Raw genomic sequence first — 17,843 nt, 5'->3', positions numbered from 1 at the left:
ATTACTTTAGGCATTAAGAGCATGGCACGTTTTTTCCAACCAAAAAAGAAAACACAAATCGAAACCAAACATCAATCGGTATTGGTTGAGAAACTCGATAACCTAGGCTCAGGTATTGCTTATTTAAATAAGAAGCCAGTCTTTATCGATCAAGCGCTGCCGAGTGAGAAAGTTGTTGTTCAGCTTACGGAAAGCAAAAGTAAGTTCTCACGAGCAAAACTCATCAAAGTATTAGAACCTAGTGCGCAACGAGTGACGCCATTTTGCCGCTATTATCAGCAATGCGGTGGTTGTAATTTACAGCACTTCGATTTGGATGCCCAACGTGAGTACAAGCAGCAGTCACTTAGCCAATTGATGAGTAAATTTGCAGGTCAAGAGATCGCGTTGTCACCAATGATTGCTGGAGGTGATAAAGGCTACCGACGCCGTGCGCGTATAAGCCTAATGGTTGATAAAAAAACGCGAAAATTACAATTTGGCTTTCGAAAAAAACAGAGCAAGCAGATCGTTAATATCGATCATTGTGATGTCCTTGAGCCAAGCTTAAGTGCTCTATTACCGGAACTTAAGTCGTTACTCACTGGCTTTAAAAATACCGATAGCCTAGGGCATGTAGAACTGGTCAAAGGCGATAACGGCATTGTGTTGGTATTACGCCACCTAAAACCACTGACAGATAAAGATCGCAATGGCTTAATCGAACTTGCCGATCAGTATCAAGCGACCTTATATCTAATGCCGAGCAGCGATGAACTCGTTTTAACCACAGGAAAAGTAGCAACCTATCAAGAAGCGGGCGTCACTCTTTCATTTATGCCTAATCACTTTATTCAAGTGAATCAAGATGTGAATGAAAAAATGATCAATCAAGCGCTTGAGTGGCTAAAGGTGTCTGACCAAGATCGAGTGTTGGATCTTTTCTGTGGTTTAGGTAATTTCAGTTTGCCTTTGGCCAAGCTTGCGAAGAGTGTCGTTGGCGTTGAAGGGGTTGATGAGATGGTTAAGCAAGCTGCTGATAACGCCTCAGATAACCAACTAACTAACGCTCGCTTCTATCAAGCCAACTTAGAAGATGAGCTGATTAGTCAGCCTTGGGCGCAAGAAAAATTCGATAAAGTACTACTTGATCCAGCTAGAGCTGGTGCGAGTGGGATCGTTGATCAACTTTCACAATTTGGCGCAAAAAGCATTGTTTATGTTTCTTGCAATCCTGCTACCCTTGCAAGGGATAGCCAGAGCTTACTTGAACAGGGCTATCAGCTGAAAAAAATAGGTATGTTGGATATGTTCCCTCATAGCAGTCATTTAGAATCAATGGCCCTTTTTGAAAAATAGAACCAGCGTAAACCCAATAAAATATAGAACAACCAAGACATAGAACTAACTAAGATTCAGTTAGTCAAAGGCATAATAATAATTTCTAGGATGAAAAGATGGTTGCGGTAAGAAGCGCACATTTAAACCCAAACGAACAGTTTGATTTAGATAACTGGGTGGCTAGCCTAGGACAAGAAAAAAACATCGCGAAACGCTTAAAAGAAGTGTATCGCCATTGCGAAACGATCGTCGAGGGGCGAGAAGACGCTCAACTACTATTGTGGCGCGGGCGAGAAATGAATGAGATTTTGGTGACCTTATCAATGGATAAGGCCACTTTGGTTGCAGCGCAGCTTTTTCCTTTGGTTTCCGCGGGTGCGTTTGAGCGGGAGCTTTTCGAAGAGAGCTATGGCAAAGAGACCATCAAACTTATCGATGGTGTGGAAGAGATGGCGGCCCTTGGTCAGTTAAACGTGACTCTTGAAGGGAGCGCGGCTTCTGGTCAAGTAGATAACGTACGTCGCATGCTTCTTGCTATGGTGGATGATTTCCGCTGCGTTGTTATTAAGCTTGCTGAGCGTATCTGTAACCTAATCGAAGTTAAAAAAGCCCCTGATGAAGTGCGTAGAGCGGCAGCAAAAGAGTGTGCCAATATCTATGCGCCATTGGCAAACCGCTTGGGCATTGGTCAATTAAAGTGGGAAATTGAAGATTACGCCTTCCGTTATCAGCACTCAGATACCTACAAGCAAATTGCCAAGCAACTTTCCGAGCGTCGTATTGTACGTGAACAGTACATTACTGATTTTGTTGACGACTTAACCTCTGAAATGAATGCTTCAAGCATCAATGCAGAGGTCAGTGGCCGACCTAAGCATATCTACAGCATTTGGCGAAAAATGCAGAAGAAGAGCTTAGACTTTGATGAACTATTTGATGTTCGAGCGGTAAGGATCATCGCAGACCAATTGCAAGATTGTTATGCCGCGTTAGGCATGGTTCATACCAAGTATAAGCATCTTCCAAGCGAATTTGATGATTACGTAGCGAACCCGAAACCCAATGGCTACCAATCAATCCATACTGTTGTTCTTGGCCCTGAAGGCAAAACAATAGAAATTCAGATCCGCACCAAGCAGATGCATGAAGACTCTGAGCTAGGGGTCGCAGCGCACTGGAAGTACAAAGAGGGTCCGAGCACTGCTCGTAGTGGTTACGATGAAAAGATCACTTGGCTACGCAAACTGATCGACTGGCAAGAAGAGATGTCAGACTCAGGCGAAATGCTAGATGAAGTAAGAAGCCAAGTATTTGATGATCGTGTTTACGCGTTTACTCCGCGTGGTGATGTGGTTGATCTACCGATGGGAGCAACGCCGTTAGACTTTGCTTATCATATTCACTCCATGGTAGGTCACCGTTGTATCGGAGCCAAAGTTGCGGGCCGCATTGTGCCATTTACCCATAAGTTAACCATGGGTGATCAAGTTGAGATTATCACACAAAAAGAGCCCAATCCGTCTCGTGATTGGTTAAATCCAACGCTAGGCTTTGTTCACTCAGGACGTGCTCGCGCCAAGATTAATGCTTGGTTTAGAAAAGAGAGCCGAGAGAAAAACCTAGAAGCGGGTAAAGAGATCCTTGAAGTTGAATTAGCCAAAATAGGCGCATCACTCAAGCATGCTCAGGAATATGCCTTAAAACGTTTCAACGTTAATACAACCGATGAACTCTATGCGGGTGTTGGCAGTGGTGACTTACGCATTAACCAAGTGGTTAATCATATTAATGCACTGGTAAATAAACCAACAGCGGAAGAAGAAGACAAGCAGGCGCTTGAGAAGCTCCAAGAAGCTGAAAACAAGCCTTCCGTTCAGAGCCGTCCGAATAAAGATGCCGTAGTTGTAGAAGGGGTTGATAACCTAATGACGCATCTAGCAAGGTGTTGTCAGCCAATTCCTGGTGATGAAATTAAAGGCTATATAACCCAAGGTCGTGGAATTTCTGTCCACAGAGGTGATTGCGAGCAACTTGGTGAGCTTCATCATCATGCGCCAGAGCGAATCATTGATACGGTATGGGGCAGTGGTTTTGTCGGCTCGTACATTTTAACCGTACGCATCGAAGCGATGGAGCGAAGTGGGCTCTTAAAGGATATAACATCGCTACTGGCGAATGAGAAAATAAAAGTAACCAGTATGAAAAGCCGCACTGATTATAAGCGTCAGCTTTCCATTATGGACTTTGATTTAGAGCTAACGAATATTGAAATACTGACGCGAGTGACGACACGAGTAGAGCAGTTGAAAGATGTCATGTCGGTGAAACGCCTCGGCTAGTTTTTACTTCGCATTTGGCTTTTTACCGGCGTTAGCCGCACTTATATCGCCCCATCACATAGGCGAGCTATGCTCAGGGGCCTCATAAGTTTGCTGCCTTGCTAAAAGAACCAACTGCTTAATAAAAACAGTATTTAGATCAGAATTTAAGGCGGGTAGTTTTGAACTACTCGCTTTTTTATATAGAGGAATAAGAGAAATGAGTCACCCAATTGAACAGTTAGAGCAAATCATGGCGCAATTGCGTGATTCAGAAAATGGTTGTCCGTGGGATAAAAAGCAGACCTTTGACACAATTGTTCCGCACACCATTGAAGAAACTTATGAAGTGGTGGATGCGATTCATAATAAAGATTGGCCTAATCTAAAAGAAGAGCTGGGTGACTTACTGTTTCAAGTAATCTTCTACAGCCAAATGGCCAAAGAAGAAGGGTTGTTTGATTTTTCAGAAGTGGTCGATACCGTCAATGAAAAATTAACTCGTCGTCATCCACATGTTTTTTCAGATGTTGAATTTGAAAGTGAAGAAGCGATTAACGCTAACTGGGAAATAGAGAAAGCGAAAGAAAAAGCGGAGCTTAAAGCTTTAGAAGGTGCTAAAAGTGGCAAGCTAGCGACTGAAAGCATCTTAGACGCTATACCCAATTCTCTACCAGCTCTACCCAAAGCGATAAAAATACAGAAGAAAGTGGCTAAATTTGGATTTGACTGGGACACGTTAGGCCCAGTAGTTGGAAAAGTTCATGAAGAGATTGAAGAGGTCATGGAAGAGGCGCTTCAAGTGGAAGTGAATTCTGAGCGAGTAGAAAGTGAACTTGGAGATCTACTCTTTGCTGTTGTTAACTTATCTCGGCATCTTGGGCAAAACCCAGAGTCGGCCCTGAGTAAAGCGAACCTGAAATTTTCAACACGTTTCAAGAAAGTAGAAGAGTTAGTCAGTCAGAAGGATAAGACATTAACGGATTTCAATTTGCAGCAGCTAGATGCAATGTGGGATGAAGTTAAGCGTCTAGAAAAAGAGAATAAGAATAATTAGTTGATGGTGAATTTGTTTACTAATGGTTAAAAGTTGACTCATATTAGATTTTGACTAACTTAAAAGTGAACACACAAATTGATTTGAAGCAAAAAATAAAAAATCACAGTGTGATAGATTTCACGTTGTGGCGATAAGGGGCTTCTGGTATATTTACACCCCGTCCAGAAGTAGTCCATTTCCCTCATTCAACCAATTTCAGGTTAAACATGACGACAAATTACATTTTTGTTACTGGCGGGGTTGTATCCTCTCTAGGTAAAGGTATTGCAGCAGCATCATTAGCTGCTATTTTAGAAGCTCGTGGTCTTAAAGTGACTATGATGAAGCTTGACCCTTACATCAACGTTGATCCGGGTACAATGAGCCCAACTCAGCATGGTGAAGTGTTCGTTACGGAAGATGGCGCTGAAACTGACCTTGACCTTGGTCACTACGAACGTTTCATTCGTACCAAGATGACTAAGCGTAACAATTTCACTGCAGGTCGTGTTTACGCAGATGTTCTACGTAAAGAGCGTCGCGGCGATTACCTTGGTGCAACTATTCAGGTTATTCCTCACATCACTAATGCGATCAAAGATCGTGTGATTGCTGGTTCTGAAGGTCATGATATTGCATTGGTTGAAGTTGGTGGCACGGTTGGTGATATCGAATCTCTACCATTCATGGAAGCTATTCGTCAGTTAGCGGTTGAACTAGGACGTGAACGCGCAATGTTCATGCACCTAACGTTAGTTCCTTACCTAGCAGCTGCTGGTGAAGTGAAAACGAAACCAACTCAGCACTCAGTGAAAGAACTTCTATCTATCGGTATTCAACCAGATATTCTGGTTTGTCGTAGCGATCGTGTTATCCCTGCAAACGAACGTAAGAAAATTGCTCTTTTCTGTAACGTACAAGAAAAAGCAGTTATCTCAATGAAAGATGTAGATTCAATCTACAAGATCCCACAACTTATTAAAGCTCAAGGTACAGATGACCTTGTATGTAAGCGCTTTGGTATTGAAGCTCCAGAAGCTGATCTTTCTGAGTGGGAACAAGTTATTTATGAAGATGCGAACCCAACAGCTGAAGTAACTATTGGTATGGTCGGTAAGTACATCGAACTTCCTGATGCTTACAAATCAGTTAACGAAGCTCTGAAACACGCGGGCTTGAAAAATCGCCTAAGCGTGACCATTAAGTATGTAGACTCTCAAGATGTTGAGTCTAAAGGCTTTGAAATGCTTGAAGGTCTAGATGCTATTCTAGTTCCTGGTGGCTTCGGTGACCGTGGTATTGAAGGTAAGATTCTTGCAGCTCAATATGCGCGTGAAAACAAAGTTCCATACTTAGGTATTTGTCTAGGTATGCAAGTTGCCCTAATTGAGTACGCACGTAATGTAGCGGGTCTTGAAGGTGCACATTCAACAGAATTTAACAAAGAGACGAAGTATCCTGTAGTAGGATTGATCACCGAATGGGTTGATGGCGAAGGTAAAGTTGAAGAACGTACCGAAACCTCAGATCTTGGTGGTACTATGCGTCTTGGTTCACAGCTGTGTCACCTTGCTAAAGGGACGAAAGCTTATGAACTTTACGGTAGCGCGACGATCCATGAACGTCACCGTCACCGTTACGAAGTGAACAATAATCTTCGTCCACAAATTGAAAAAGCTGGTCTGAAAGTATCTGGCTTATCTGCGGACAAGAAACTGGTAGAAGTTATTGAGAACCCAGAGCACCCATGGTTTGTTGCTGCTCAGTTCCACCCAGAGTTCACTTCGACTCCTCGTGATGGTCACCCATTGTTTGCAGGCTTTGTGAAAGCGGCAGGTGATTACCAACGCGGTGAGTTTGAAAAATAAGATTTGAAGTAAGAATACAGGCAGTGATATAGGAATTTATATTGCTGCCTTTAATTTGACATTTATATATTCAACGAGAAGGAAACATTCAATGTCTAAGATCGTTAAAGTTCTAGGTCGTGAAATCATCGATTCACGTGGTAACCCAACTGTAGAAGCTGAAGTACACCTAGAAGGCGGTTTCGTAGGTATGGCAGCTGCACCATCTGGCGCATCTACTGGTTCTCGCGAAGCTCTTGAGCTACGTGACGGTGACAAATCCCGTTTCCTAGGTAAAGGTGTTCTTAAAGCAATTGAAGCTGTAAACGGCCCAATCGCTGAAGCACTTGCTGGTAAAGACGCGAAAGCACAAGCTGACGTTGACCAAGTGATGATCGACCTTGACGGTACTGAGAACAAATCTAAGTTCGGTGCTAACGCTATCCTAGCTGTTTCTCTAGCGAACGCTAAAGCTGCTGCTGCTGCTAAAGGCATGCCTTTGTTCGAGCACATTGCTGAGCTAAACGGTACTGCTGGTCAGTTCTCTATGCCTCTTCCAATGATGAACATCATCAATGGTGGTGAGCATGCTGATAATAACGTTGACATCCAAGAGTTCATGATCCAACCAGTTGGCGCTAAAACTCTTAAAGAAGCTCTACGTATTGGTGCTGAAGTATTCCACAACCTTGCTAAAGTTCTTAAGTCTAAAGGCTACAGCACTGCAGTTGGTGATGAAGGTGGCTTCGCTCCTAACCTTAAGTCTAACGCTGAAGCTCTAGAAGTTATCGCAGAAGCTGTTGCAGCTGCTGGTTACGAACTAGGTAAAGACGTTACTCTTGCTATGGACTGTGCTGCTTCTGAGTTTTACGACAAAGAAACTGGCAAGTACAACATGAAAGGCGAAGGTAAAATCTTCACTTCTGAAGAGTTCAACCACTACCTAGCTGAGCTTGCGAACAACTTCCCAATCGTATCTATCGAAGATGGTCTTGACGAGTCTGATTGGGCTGGCTTCAAGCACCAAACTGAACTTCTAGGTGACAAGCTTCAACTAGTTGGTGACGATCTATTCGTTACAAACACTAAGATTCTAGCTCGTGGTATCGAAGAAGGCATCACTAACTCTATCCTAATCAAGTTCAACCAAATCGGTTCACTTACAGAGACTCTAGCTGCAATCAAGATGGCTAAAGACGCTGGCTTCACTGCAGTAATCTCTCACCGTTCTGGCGAAACTGAAGATGCAACTATCGCTGATCTAGCGGTAGGTACTGCTGCAGGTCAAATCAAAACTGGTTCTATGAGCCGTTCTGACCGTGTTGCTAAGTACAACCAACTTCTACGTATCGAAGAAGCTCTAGGTTCTAAAGCTCCTTACAACGGTCTTAAAGAAGTTAAAGGTCAATAATTCACGCTTGAATTATTAATCTAAGCTTTTGAAACGCTCTACTTCGGTAGGGCGTTTTTTTATGCGAGTAAGAAATACCCGCAAAGGAATCGCTGTAAGTTTAATCTAACATCATGATAGAGTCGTACGCACAAGTGTGCCTTCTTAGATGAGCAGCTTGAGGATAGTTGCACGACAAGGAAGAACTCATGACCGAAAAAGTTTCAGACTGGAAGACCCCGCAAAACTTTCTATTAATCATCTCTATTATCGTACCCATAGCATTCTCTAGCTGGATGGCACTACTCAATAATTTTGTCATCGAAAAAGCCAATTTTGATGGCAGTGATATTGGATTGCTGCAAAGCGTTCGTGAAATTCCCGGCTTTCTCGCTTTTACGGTTGTCTTTGTATTGCTCTTTATTCGTGAGCAACGATTCATGCTTATATCGCTAGCCATGTTGACGCTAGGTACGGCGATTACCGGTTTATTTCCAAGTGTTATTGGGCTGCTCATGACCACTCTGCTGATGTCGACGGGTTTTCATTATTTTGAGACGCTAAAGCAGTCACTCTCACTACAGTGGTTGAGCAAAGAAGAAGCACCGGAAATGCTTGGAAAATTGATATCCGTTGGGGCACTGGCATCACTGCTGACTTACGGTGCTATTTGGGTCATGTTCGAGCTGTTTGCTCTGGAGTTTGTCTGGGTCTACTCCATTACTGGTGGTATCGGATTTTTGTTAGTGCTTTGGATCACTTTCGCTTTTCCTGAATTTAAGACGGACACCCCACAGAACAAAAAATTGGTGCTTCGAAAGCGTTACTGGCTGTATTACGCATTGACCTTTATGAGTGGTGCAAGAAGGCAGATATTCACTGTTTTTGCCGGTTTCTTAATGGTCGAGAAGTTTGGTTATTCGGTGGCTGACATTACACTACTGTTTCTTATTAACTATCTGTTTAATTTCCTATTCGCGAAAAAAATAGGGCGATTTATTGGTGTAGTGGGTGAGAGAAAAGCGCTAATTTTTGAGTATGTCGGGCTATTCTTTGTTTTTGTTGGTTATGGCTTGGTTCAATCCGCTGAATGGGCGGCTGCGCTTTATGTCGTTGATCACCTATTTTTTGCTTTGGCTCTCGCGATCAAAACGTACTTTCAGAAGATTGCCGATCCCTCTGATATGGCGTCGACAGCGGGGGTTGCCTTTACCATCAATCACATTGCTGCGGTCATTATTCCGGTAACTTTTGGTCTTATTTGGTTGGTGTCTCCGTCGACTGTGTTTTATATCGGAGCCGGCATGGCTGGGATCTCGTTGCTGTTGTCTCTGAATATCCCTGGTAAACCGGAAGAGGGAAATGAGGTTCGAGTATTACGTTGGAACTAATCATCGATAGCTAAAAAGCCTTACTTTCATGTGAAAAAAAGTAAGGCTTTTTAGCAATACGAATTCGTTAAATATTGGTTATCGCTTCAATACGTCGTTTATCCATTTCAGTTCTAATATCTTTTCCCGTAAATCCATCAGCAATGATGTCTTGAACATTGACGCTTAACGCGGCTTGATAAGCTTGTTCGAAGGTGTTTTTTTGTGGGTACTCAATATCTTCAAATCCAGTTCTTCCACGGCTATCAGCCATGCAGCAAAGTAGGATATCACTGAGGCGATCAGGCTTACGCCATACATCAAACTTATTAAGAACCCTAAGTTTTGTGCTTGCCTTAAGCTCGTCAGCTCGATGAATGTTTGAGTGCTGCTCACAAACTATGAGAGCAAGCTCTTTAAACTCATTGGGTACACGGACGCGATCACAGAGTGTCTTAATCAACTTAATCCCAGTATGGCAATGCATCTTATGGCTTGGCCATTCCTCTTTCGGCGTGATGCCTTTGCCTAAGTCGTGAACTTGCGACGCGAAACGAACGGGCAGTGATTCAGATAGTCGAGCAGCTTGCTTAGCCACCATTAGGGTATGAATGCCAGTATCTATTTCTGGGTGCCATTGTTCTGGTTGAGGTACACCAAAGAGCTGAGAGACCTCAGGCAAAACAACTTTCAAAGCACCACACTCCTGTAGTACCGAAATAAACTCCTGTGGGTCTTGAGTCGAGAGTGACTTATGCCACTCTTGCCAAACACGCTCGGCGGTGAGGTGTTCTAACTCTCCTGATTGACTGATGGTTTTCATCAGCTTCATTGTTTCAGGCGCGATGGTAAAACCAAGGTGTTTAAGCTTAGCGGCGAAGCGCGCAACACGAAGTACTCGCAGGGGATCTTCGGTAAAGGCATCAGATACGTGGCGTAGGATACGATCATTAATATCGTTTTGACCACCGTAGGGATCAATCAATTTCCCTTGATTATCTTGTGCAATAGCATTGATAGTTAAATCTCGGCGAAGGAGATCCTCTTCTAGAGTGACATCAGTTGAGAAATAGCAATCAAAGCCAGTATATCCAGCCGACGTTTTTCGCTCTGTACGTGCCAGAGCATGCTCTTGTTTTGTCTTAGGGTGAATGAATACAGGGAAGTCTTTCCCTACCGCGCTAAAACCCTTAGCGAGCATTTCTTTGGGTGTGCTACCAACTACAACCCAGTCTTTGTCATAGACGTCGAGTTTGAGTAATTGATCGCGAACTGCACCGCCTACTAAGTATACTTGCACCTTAAATCCTTGAATTTTGTCGTTTGCCATTGGCGTTCAATGTTAGTAATGGTACTTTTCTTATCAATTAAATTATAGAGACGAGAATGATGTATCAGGACTTTTTTGCTTTTAGTGAGCCACCATTTTCCATTGTGCCCAATTCTCGTTATCTATTTTTGAGCCAACGCCACAAAGAAGCGATACAACACTTAGAAGCCGGCTTAGGTGAAGGTGGCGGTTTTGCGATGTTAACGGGCGAGGTGGGTACTGGTAAAACGACCGTAGCCAAAGTGATGCTGGCTAACTTGGGTGAATCTACCCAAGCTGGGCTTATCTTAAATCCGACCTTTTCCGATATTGAACTTCTCGAAGCTATTTGCGATGAGTTTTCTGTCTGCTACCCAGATGGAGCGACACTAAAGCAGCTCAGCCAGGCTATTTACCAGTTTTTGCTTGCTAATCATGCCAATGGCATACAAACACTGCTGGTTATCGATGAAGCTCAGCATTTGGCTGCTGACGTATTAGAGCAGTTACGATTACTCACCAATCTGGAAACTGATAGTCAGAAACTACTAAAAGTTTTGTTAATTGGTCAGCCGGAATTGCAAGACAAACTGAAGATGCCGCAACTGCGTCAATTAGCACAACGAATAACGGGTCGTTATCATTTGCTGCCTTTAACGGTTGAAGAAGGGGCGAAATATATTCAGTTCCGCCTTGAAACCGCAGGCGGTGATCGCCGCCTTTTTCCAGCAAACGGATTAAAGTACATTGCCGTTCAAACGCAAGGGATCCCAAGGTTAATAAATCTAGTGTGCGATGCCGTATTAAAGTCAGCGTATCAATCCGGTATTAAGCAGCTAAACAAATCACTCATTCAAAGCGCTTGCCATGAAGTGATGCAATTTCAAACATCGTTTGTCGTGGCACCAAAATCAGCACCAGCATCTAATTTTTGGCCTGTCATTGGTAGTCTGTCATTGGGCGTTGCTGTATCCGTCGCTATTTACTTGGGCAGATCTAGCTGGATAGAACAAAGCATTGAAAGTACGTTGGAGCCAGAGGTTAGTGTGGTTGTGCCAGACTCAATAACTAAAGAAGTACTTTCTCCTGAGCTTAAAAATCAGCTAAAACAATCTAGCAGTTTAGAAGAAAGTATTGGTGACTTGTACCAAGTTTGGGGCTACCAAGCGACGGTTCTCGATAGATTATGTGAACGTGAATCGAGTCCTTCTCAGTTGTTTCGGTGTGAACTAGCTCAAGGGAGTTGGGAAGATGTGCTTAAGCTCAACATGCCTGTAGTGATGCATTTGGATATAGATAATCAAATGAATTATGCAGTGCTGTATAGAGCCAATAGCAACGGTAAAGTTGAAGTGATTTTTAATGGTCAAAGAGTGCAGTTCGATAGCAAGTGGCTTGAATCTCTTTGGACTGGTGAATACCACTATATTTGGCAGTCAAAATTTCAACAAGTACTTAAAAAAGGCATGTCTGGAGAGCAGGTATATCAACTGGATAGCAAGCTATCTGACCTTATTGGAGAGGCAGCAAGCCAATCTAGACACTTTGATGAACAGCTAGAGCGAAAAGTAAAACTGTTCCAGCGTTGGCAAGGGATGTCAGTCGATGGCATTGCAGGTCGAGATACACTAAAAACATTAGCGCTTCTTACTCAAGATAATATGCCCAAATTAGATACATTAAGTGAGGCTAATTAATGTCTGAAATATTGAAAGCACTCAAGGCTTCCGAGCAAGAGCATCAGCGCTACGACGCCGTGTCTACAGTAACAATAAATCAATCGGCTAGTACAGAGCCCAAAGCATCACGAATGATTATTGCAATGGCCTTTACTGCACCTGTGATACTCACCGTTTCTTGGCTTAGTTATGATACGTACCAACGCTATCAACAGCACCAAGTTAGCTCTTCTGTCGTGGTTAACGCTGAGCCTGAAATCATTGAAGTTGAAAGCACTTTTCTGGCGTTACCTTACCTTGATAAGAGTGACTTGAAAACGACTCAAGTAAGAGTGGAACCAGTAAGTATAATTGCAATGTCAGATGCGGCTGATGTAATAGGGGATGAGCAAAATGTATCGCAGCCTGTAACGACTAAACCGAGCGCTGATACTTCAAACCTTAACACTGCTGAAGAGCCTGTTATTGATGATTTGTCTCAATTAGATTTAAGTCAATTTTCGCCTGAGCTTGCCCAGCGTGTGCAGTCAGCCTTTTCAAACAGTGATAGCTCTTTGAATGTGACTGATCAAAACTCCAATAGTCCATCAGAATCACTGCAAAATGCTATGGAAGGTAATGTGACTCGTAATGCCATAAAGCTCTCTCAACGTGGTGCTGACTTTGTTGGATCACTTCCTGCAATGAACTTCCAAACCCACGTCTACTCTAGCCGAACAGACAAGCGTTGGGTGAAAATCAACGGTACTGAATTTTCTGAAGGGGACAGGGTGAACAGTGATGTGACGCTAGTCGCTATAGAACAGCGGTACTGCACGATAGAGTATCAAGGTCAGCTTATTGAAGTGCCCGCCTTGTATGATTGGAAAGGCTAAATTTAACTGAGAAAGATCAACATACCCTAGACTCAAGGCATTAAAAAAGGTCACATCAGTGACCTTTTTCTGTTTAAGACAGACGATCTATTTATAAACCGTCTGTATTGGCGTCAATTAAGCCCAACCGTTTGGTGACTTTTTACGACGCGGCATGACGTGAGGAAGCAATAGTCCGAACAGTAGACCACCACCTGCAACACCACCACCGTACATAAAGTACTTCAGCAGTAAATCTTCTTTTTGAGTATCTAAGCGAGCACGTAGTTCACGAACCTCTGTTTGAGACGACGTGAGCTGTTGACTAATGTCACTATAGTTTTGCTCTAACTCTGCAATTTGTTGGTTACGAACATCAAGAGAGTCTATAAGACCCGCTTTTTCACTGTCTGCGTTACCACGAGCATTCGCCAGTTGAGATTTAACGGTTGTTAGCTCTTTCTCAAGTTTAGGTAGGCGTACAGCCATGCTTTCTTGACGAGTAACAAGACGAGTCTCAACCCAACCCTTACGACCTTTTGAATCTAGAATTTGGCTGTAACCAGTCTCTTTATTCGTCGTGAGAAGTTTAATTTTATCACCAGCGTCAATACTGCCAATAATACGGAACTGATTATTGGGGCCTGAGTGCATGTAAGTAAATAGTTTATCCGCGATATAGCGGTCTTGAGCAAAAGCTGCTGGAATGGCCATAAGAGAGACCAAAACCATGCAAATCAGTTTCTTCACAGTAAATCCTTTAACAATCTTGATTGTGTAAATATTTCTATTGGACAGATAGTATGAATTTTCTCAAGACCATGCAACAAAGAAGGGAGGCAGAGCCTCCCTTTCTGTGCGTTTGAGTCAATAATGACGTTACGCTTACAAACTACAAACTTAAACTTTAAATAAACATTGCTTGAATTGCATAGAAGAACACAACAGAAAGTAGCGCACCAGCTGGCAGTGTCACAACCCAAGAAGCAACGATATTACGTACAACACCTAAGTTTAGAGCGCCAATACCACGTGCAAAGCCTACACCTAATACCGCACCAACTAGAGTTTGTGTTGTAGAAATGGGTAGACCAGTACCGGATGCCAGAACAACTGTACAAGCTGTTGCTAGTTGCGCTGCGAAACCACGGCTTGGTGTTAGCTCAGTGATGCCTGTACCCACTGTAGCCATTACTCGGCGACCAAGGGTTGCAAGACCGATAACAATACCGATACCACCTAAAGGAAGAATCCACCATGCAATCGCCGTTTTACCTGCAATTTCACCAAGGTTTTCAACGGTTGAGACAACTGCTGACAAAGGACCGATTGCGTTAGCTACATCATTTGAGCCGTGGGCAAATGCCATTGCACACGCTGTGATAACCATAAGGACAGTAAAGACGCCTTCTACGCCTGCAAAACCATGGTCGTCTTCGCGGTTGGCAAATTTCTTCTGAATATAGAGGTAACCACCCACCATGATGACGGTTGAGAAAGCCGCTGACCATAACCAAGCTTCACCGTTAGTTAGGTGTAAGCCTACGTGCTTAAGGCCTTTCTTGATTGTAACCAGTGCAATGACCATTGTTGTAATGAACATGTAGATAGGAACAAATCGTTTAGCATTAAATAGCGGGTTCTCGGTATCAAAAATCAGACGCTGGGCACTGATAAATATCATATAAGCAAAGAGGCCTGAGATAACGGGCGTAATTAACCAACTCCCGACAATACCTTGCACCGAACTCCAATCAACCGCTTCAGTACCAACAGATACACATGCAAAGCCGATGATGGCACCAATGATAGAGTGAGTGGTTGATACTGGCCACCCCATGTAGGACGCAAGTAATAGCCATGTACCAGCTGCTAATAGCGCGGACAGCATACCGAAGATCAGTACATCAGGTTGATGAATAAAAAGATTTGTGTCGATAACGCCACTTTTTATTGTATCGGTTACTTCACCACCGGCAAGGTATGCCCCTGCAAATTCAAAAATCATCGCAATGATGATTGCTTGTTTAACTGTTAGTGCTTTGGAACCTACTGAGGTGCCCATTGCGTTCGCAACGTCATTTGCACCAATACCAATAGCCATTAATAGACCAAAAGCCGCAGCAATAATTATCAGGAGCGTGCCGTGGTTAGCAATGATATCCATCGTAATACCTAGTTGTTTGATAACAAGCGGAGCAAAATTTAGGCGCGGCAAACCCATCAGCGAGAAAAATACTCATCGCCTAATCTGTCGCGTTTAATTCGAACTCTTCGTTATCGGGTTACTTGTGATTTAAGAGCGAGAAAGCATTACTTCAAGACGCGCACCTACACGCTGTGCTTGATCTGCAATGCCACCGACCCACTCAAGGATTTTGTATAAGAACATAACGTCAATAGGGTTATATTCGGATTCAACCGCCATTAATTGCTGACGAAGCTGAATTTGAATCGCATCAGTATCGTCTTCAATAAGGTCTAGTTGATTAATCATTTCAGCAACAAGCGTAACTTCACGGCCTTTAAAGCCTGTTTCGAGAAGCTCGTCTAACTCATTAATAACTTTTTGAGCTTGATCGGCAGCATCGAGACAGCGCTTCACGTAAACAATGAAGTTCTCTTGAAGTGTTTCTGGGATAACCAAACGACGACCATAAACACGGCCTGAGATGTCTTTGGCTAGGTTGGCAAGTTTGTCTTGTTGAGTCAAAAGCTCAAGCATGTCGGTACGATCGACAGGCATAAACAAACCGCGAGGAAGTTTAAGACGAATTTCGCGCTTTAGCACATCGGCTTCTTTCTCTAGGTGAGAAATTTGAGCACGAATTTCGGCTGCTTTTTCCCAGTCACCTTTTGAAGAAACTTCAAAAAAGTTTACGAGATGAGAGCAACATTCATTAACGCACACTACGTGGCGCTGCAAAGGCTTAATAGGGGACTTTGCAAATAACCCCATTATTGTATTTACTGGCATGGCCATTCAACCTGTTAAATATAACCTAAAAAGAACATACACCATTTCGTGGTGAAATGTTGAACGATGGCTATAAAGGCGCGCATGTTACCCCATTAAATCATTCATGAAAACTGTTTTAGATCATCATTGAGGTGATATTTCTTTCTTGCTGAGTAAAGAGATTGGTCATATCCTGTTGCTATCTGCTTTGAAAGGTACAGTTATGGAAACCGAGATAGAACTGAAGTTTTTTGTTTCACCTGAATTTTCAGCAATTTTGCGTGAAAAAATCTCAGAAATGAAAATCCTTCAGCACAGTAGCCGTGAGTTGGGAAACACGTATTTTGACACGCCTGATAACTGGTTACGTCAGCACGATACAGGCTTGCGAATTCGACGTTTTGATGATGTATTTATTCAAACCGTAAAAACCGCTGGGCGTGTTGTTGCTGGGCTGCACCAACGACCAGAGTATAATGCCGAGCATACTTGCAATACTCCCAAGCTTTCACTTCATCCTGAAGATATCTGGCCACAAGCGCGAGATATTCAAACTTTACAAGATCAACTTATTCCACTATTTGCCACTAACTTTACTCGTGAGCAGTGGTTAATCGGCATGGCGGATGGAAGCCAAGTTGAAGTCGCATTTGATCTAGGTGAAGTGGTTTCTGGGGATAAGCGCGATCTAATTTGTGAAGTCGAATTTGAGCTTAAATCTGGACAGACCGATGCCCTGTTTACACTTGCTCGCCAATTTAGTGAATATGGTGGAATGCGTTTAGGAAACTTGAGCAAAGCGGCAAAAGGGTATCGACTGGCGCAAGGATATGAGGGCGATAAGGTCAAACCGCTCTCTTTAGTGAATACCAAGCAAAGCGATAGTGTTGAATCTTGCTTTGTTAATACCTTAGAGCACGCACTATCGCATTGGCATTACCACGAACAAATTTATTCAGAGCGAGAGTCTATTCAATCTCTGCATGAGATTCGTCACTCAATCAGCTTTATCCGTCAAACACTCACCATTTACGGTGGCATCGTTCCACGCAGAGCAAGTGCTATTTTACGTCAAGAATTGAAGTGGCTTGAGCAAGAGTTAGATTGGTTGAACCAATATGATTATTTGGCGGATTTATTGGAAGATAAAGGTCATGCGTTAAGAAAACTAGAGGCACGAAAGTTCTTAGTCGCCGAACTTAAAGTGGTTCAAGATTCACTCCCTAATCGTGATGAGATTCTGGCACTGCTCTCTTCTGCTCGTTATACCGGCATTCTTCTTGATTTGAGCCGTTGGATTCTAAGTCGTGGCTGGCAGCCGTTCTTAGATGATAAGGCGCGTGAACAAATGTCACATGCTATTAATTCATTTTCTGTGCGACAGCTAGACCGTACTTGGGCCGAACTTATTGAAGCTTTTCCACCGGAGCGAACATTAACGAGCCAAGAATATATCGAGCAGCAATATCGTCTGATACGTAATCTTTATACGGGGGTTGGGTTTGCGAGCCTTTATGATGTGGATGAGCGTACTAGCTTTCGCTTGCCATGGGCTGATCTAATGCAGGGCATTGACGACTTATTAATGCTTAAGCCATTAGAGGTGTTAGTCGAGAAACTAGAGGCGGAAGAAAAAGAACAGCTTCAACGTTGGTTAGATCGTCAAGAAACGTCTATTTTGCATGCCATGGAGCAAACCCGCATCATTGGTATTGAAGCTGAGCCGTATTGGCAACATTAAACAGTGAATACTCTTTA

13 protein-coding genes are annotated in these 17,843 nt (G+C 43.2%); 9 read left to right on the top strand and 4 right to left on the bottom strand.

What is annotated here, in order from left to right; all coding sequences use genetic code 11:
• The first annotated feature begins 21 nt into the window (after positions 1–21).
• From rlmD to L4C54_RS18830, 6 genes are all read left to right on the top strand, one after another.
• Positions 22–1,338 (top strand): 23S rRNA (uracil(1939)-C(5))-methyltransferase RlmD, encoded by a 1,317-nt coding sequence (rlmD, locus tag L4C54_RS18855; protein WP_428809353.1) that lies wholly within the window; start codon positions 22–24, stop codon positions 1,336–1,338.
• A 98-nt stretch (positions 1,339–1,436) separates the two neighbouring features.
• Positions 1,437–3,659 carry a GTP diphosphokinase gene (gene relA / locus L4C54_RS18850; RefSeq protein ID WP_428809352.1) on the top strand — a complete coding sequence of 741 codons (2,223 nt, stop codon included), beginning with the start codon at positions 1,437–1,439 and terminating at the stop codon, positions 3,657–3,659.
• Between the two features lie 199 nt (positions 3,660–3,858).
• A complete protein-coding gene (gene mazG / locus L4C54_RS18845; protein WP_428803192.1) occupies positions 3,859–4,695 on the top strand; it encodes a nucleoside triphosphate pyrophosphohydrolase in 837 nt (278 codons plus the stop codon).
• A gap of 209 nt (positions 4,696–4,904) precedes the next feature.
• The gene (gene pyrG / locus L4C54_RS18840) at positions 4,905–6,545 is read left to right on the top strand and encodes a CTP synthase (protein ID WP_428803193.1); all 1,641 of its coding nucleotides are present in this window, start codon (positions 4,905–4,907) and stop codon (positions 6,543–6,545) included.
• Positions 6,546–6,636: 91 nt separating this feature from the next.
• The gene (gene eno / locus L4C54_RS18835) at positions 6,637–7,935 is read left to right on the top strand and encodes a phosphopyruvate hydratase (RefSeq protein WP_428803194.1); all 1,299 of its coding nucleotides are present in this window, start codon (positions 6,637–6,639) and stop codon (positions 7,933–7,935) included.
• Positions 7,936–8,123: 188 nt separating this feature from the next.
• Positions 8,124–9,305, top strand: a complete 1,182-nt coding sequence (locus tag L4C54_RS18830) for an MFS transporter (protein WP_428809351.1) — start codon at positions 8,124–8,126, stop codon at positions 9,303–9,305.
• 67 nt (positions 9,306–9,372) lie between these two features.
• Here the strand turns inward: L4C54_RS18830 and L4C54_RS18825 are convergent, their stop codons facing one another.
• The gene (locus L4C54_RS18825) at positions 9,373–10,584 is read right to left on the bottom strand and encodes a multifunctional CCA addition/repair protein (RefSeq protein WP_428809350.1); all 1,212 of its coding nucleotides are present in this window, start codon (positions 10,582–10,584) and stop codon (positions 9,373–9,375) included.
• An 86-nt stretch (positions 10,585–10,670) separates the two neighbouring features.
• Here L4C54_RS18825 and L4C54_RS18820 point away from each other — a divergent pair, with 86 nt between their 5' ends.
• Together L4C54_RS18820 and L4C54_RS18815 are read left to right on the top strand one after the other, a co-directional pair.
• Positions 10,671–12,290: an ExeA family protein gene (locus L4C54_RS18820; RefSeq protein ID WP_428809349.1), complete on the top strand. Its 1,620-nt coding sequence runs from the start codon at positions 10,671–10,673 to the stop codon at positions 12,288–12,290.
• A complete protein-coding gene (locus L4C54_RS18815; RefSeq protein WP_428809348.1) occupies positions 12,290–13,147 on the top strand; it encodes a general secretion pathway protein GspB in 858 nt (285 codons plus the stop codon). The genes L4C54_RS18820 and L4C54_RS18815 overlap by 1 nt, the downstream gene beginning before the upstream one ends.
• Before the next feature lie 117 nt (positions 13,148–13,264).
• On the opposite strand, the gene L4C54_RS18810 is transcribed toward L4C54_RS18815, so the two are convergent.
• The 3 genes from L4C54_RS18810 to L4C54_RS18800 form a co-directional block, all read right to left on the bottom strand.
• Positions 13,265–13,876, bottom strand: coding sequence for a TIGR04211 family SH3 domain-containing protein (locus L4C54_RS18810; RefSeq protein ID WP_428803199.1), 612 nt, complete (start codon positions 13,874–13,876; stop codon positions 13,265–13,267).
• 157 nt (positions 13,877–14,033) lie between these two features.
• Positions 14,034–15,293: an inorganic phosphate transporter gene (locus L4C54_RS18805; RefSeq protein ID WP_428803200.1), complete on the bottom strand. Its 1,260-nt coding sequence runs from the start codon at positions 15,291–15,293 to the stop codon at positions 14,034–14,036.
• 129 nt (positions 15,294–15,422) lie between these two features.
• Positions 15,423–16,103 carry a TIGR00153 family protein gene (locus L4C54_RS18800; RefSeq protein ID WP_428803201.1) on the bottom strand — a complete coding sequence of 227 codons (681 nt, stop codon included), beginning with the start codon at positions 16,101–16,103 and terminating at the stop codon, positions 15,423–15,425.
• Positions 16,104–16,308: 205 nt separating this feature from the next.
• On the opposite strand from L4C54_RS18800, the gene L4C54_RS18795 reads away from it, so the two are divergent.
• A complete protein-coding gene (locus tag L4C54_RS18795) occupies positions 16,309–17,826 on the top strand; it encodes a CYTH and CHAD domain-containing protein (protein WP_428809347.1) in 1,518 nt (505 codons plus the stop codon).
• The last annotated feature ends 17 nt before the right edge of the window (positions 17,827–17,843 follow it).

Origin of the sequence: Vibrio lamellibrachiae, from assembly GCF_050337265.1 — a bacterium.
GTDB lineage: Bacteria > Pseudomonadota > Gammaproteobacteria > Enterobacterales > Vibrionaceae > Vibrio > Vibrio kyushuensis.
Note: the sequence above shows the minus strand (reverse complement) of the source record. Positions and strands in the feature narration are given on the sequence as shown.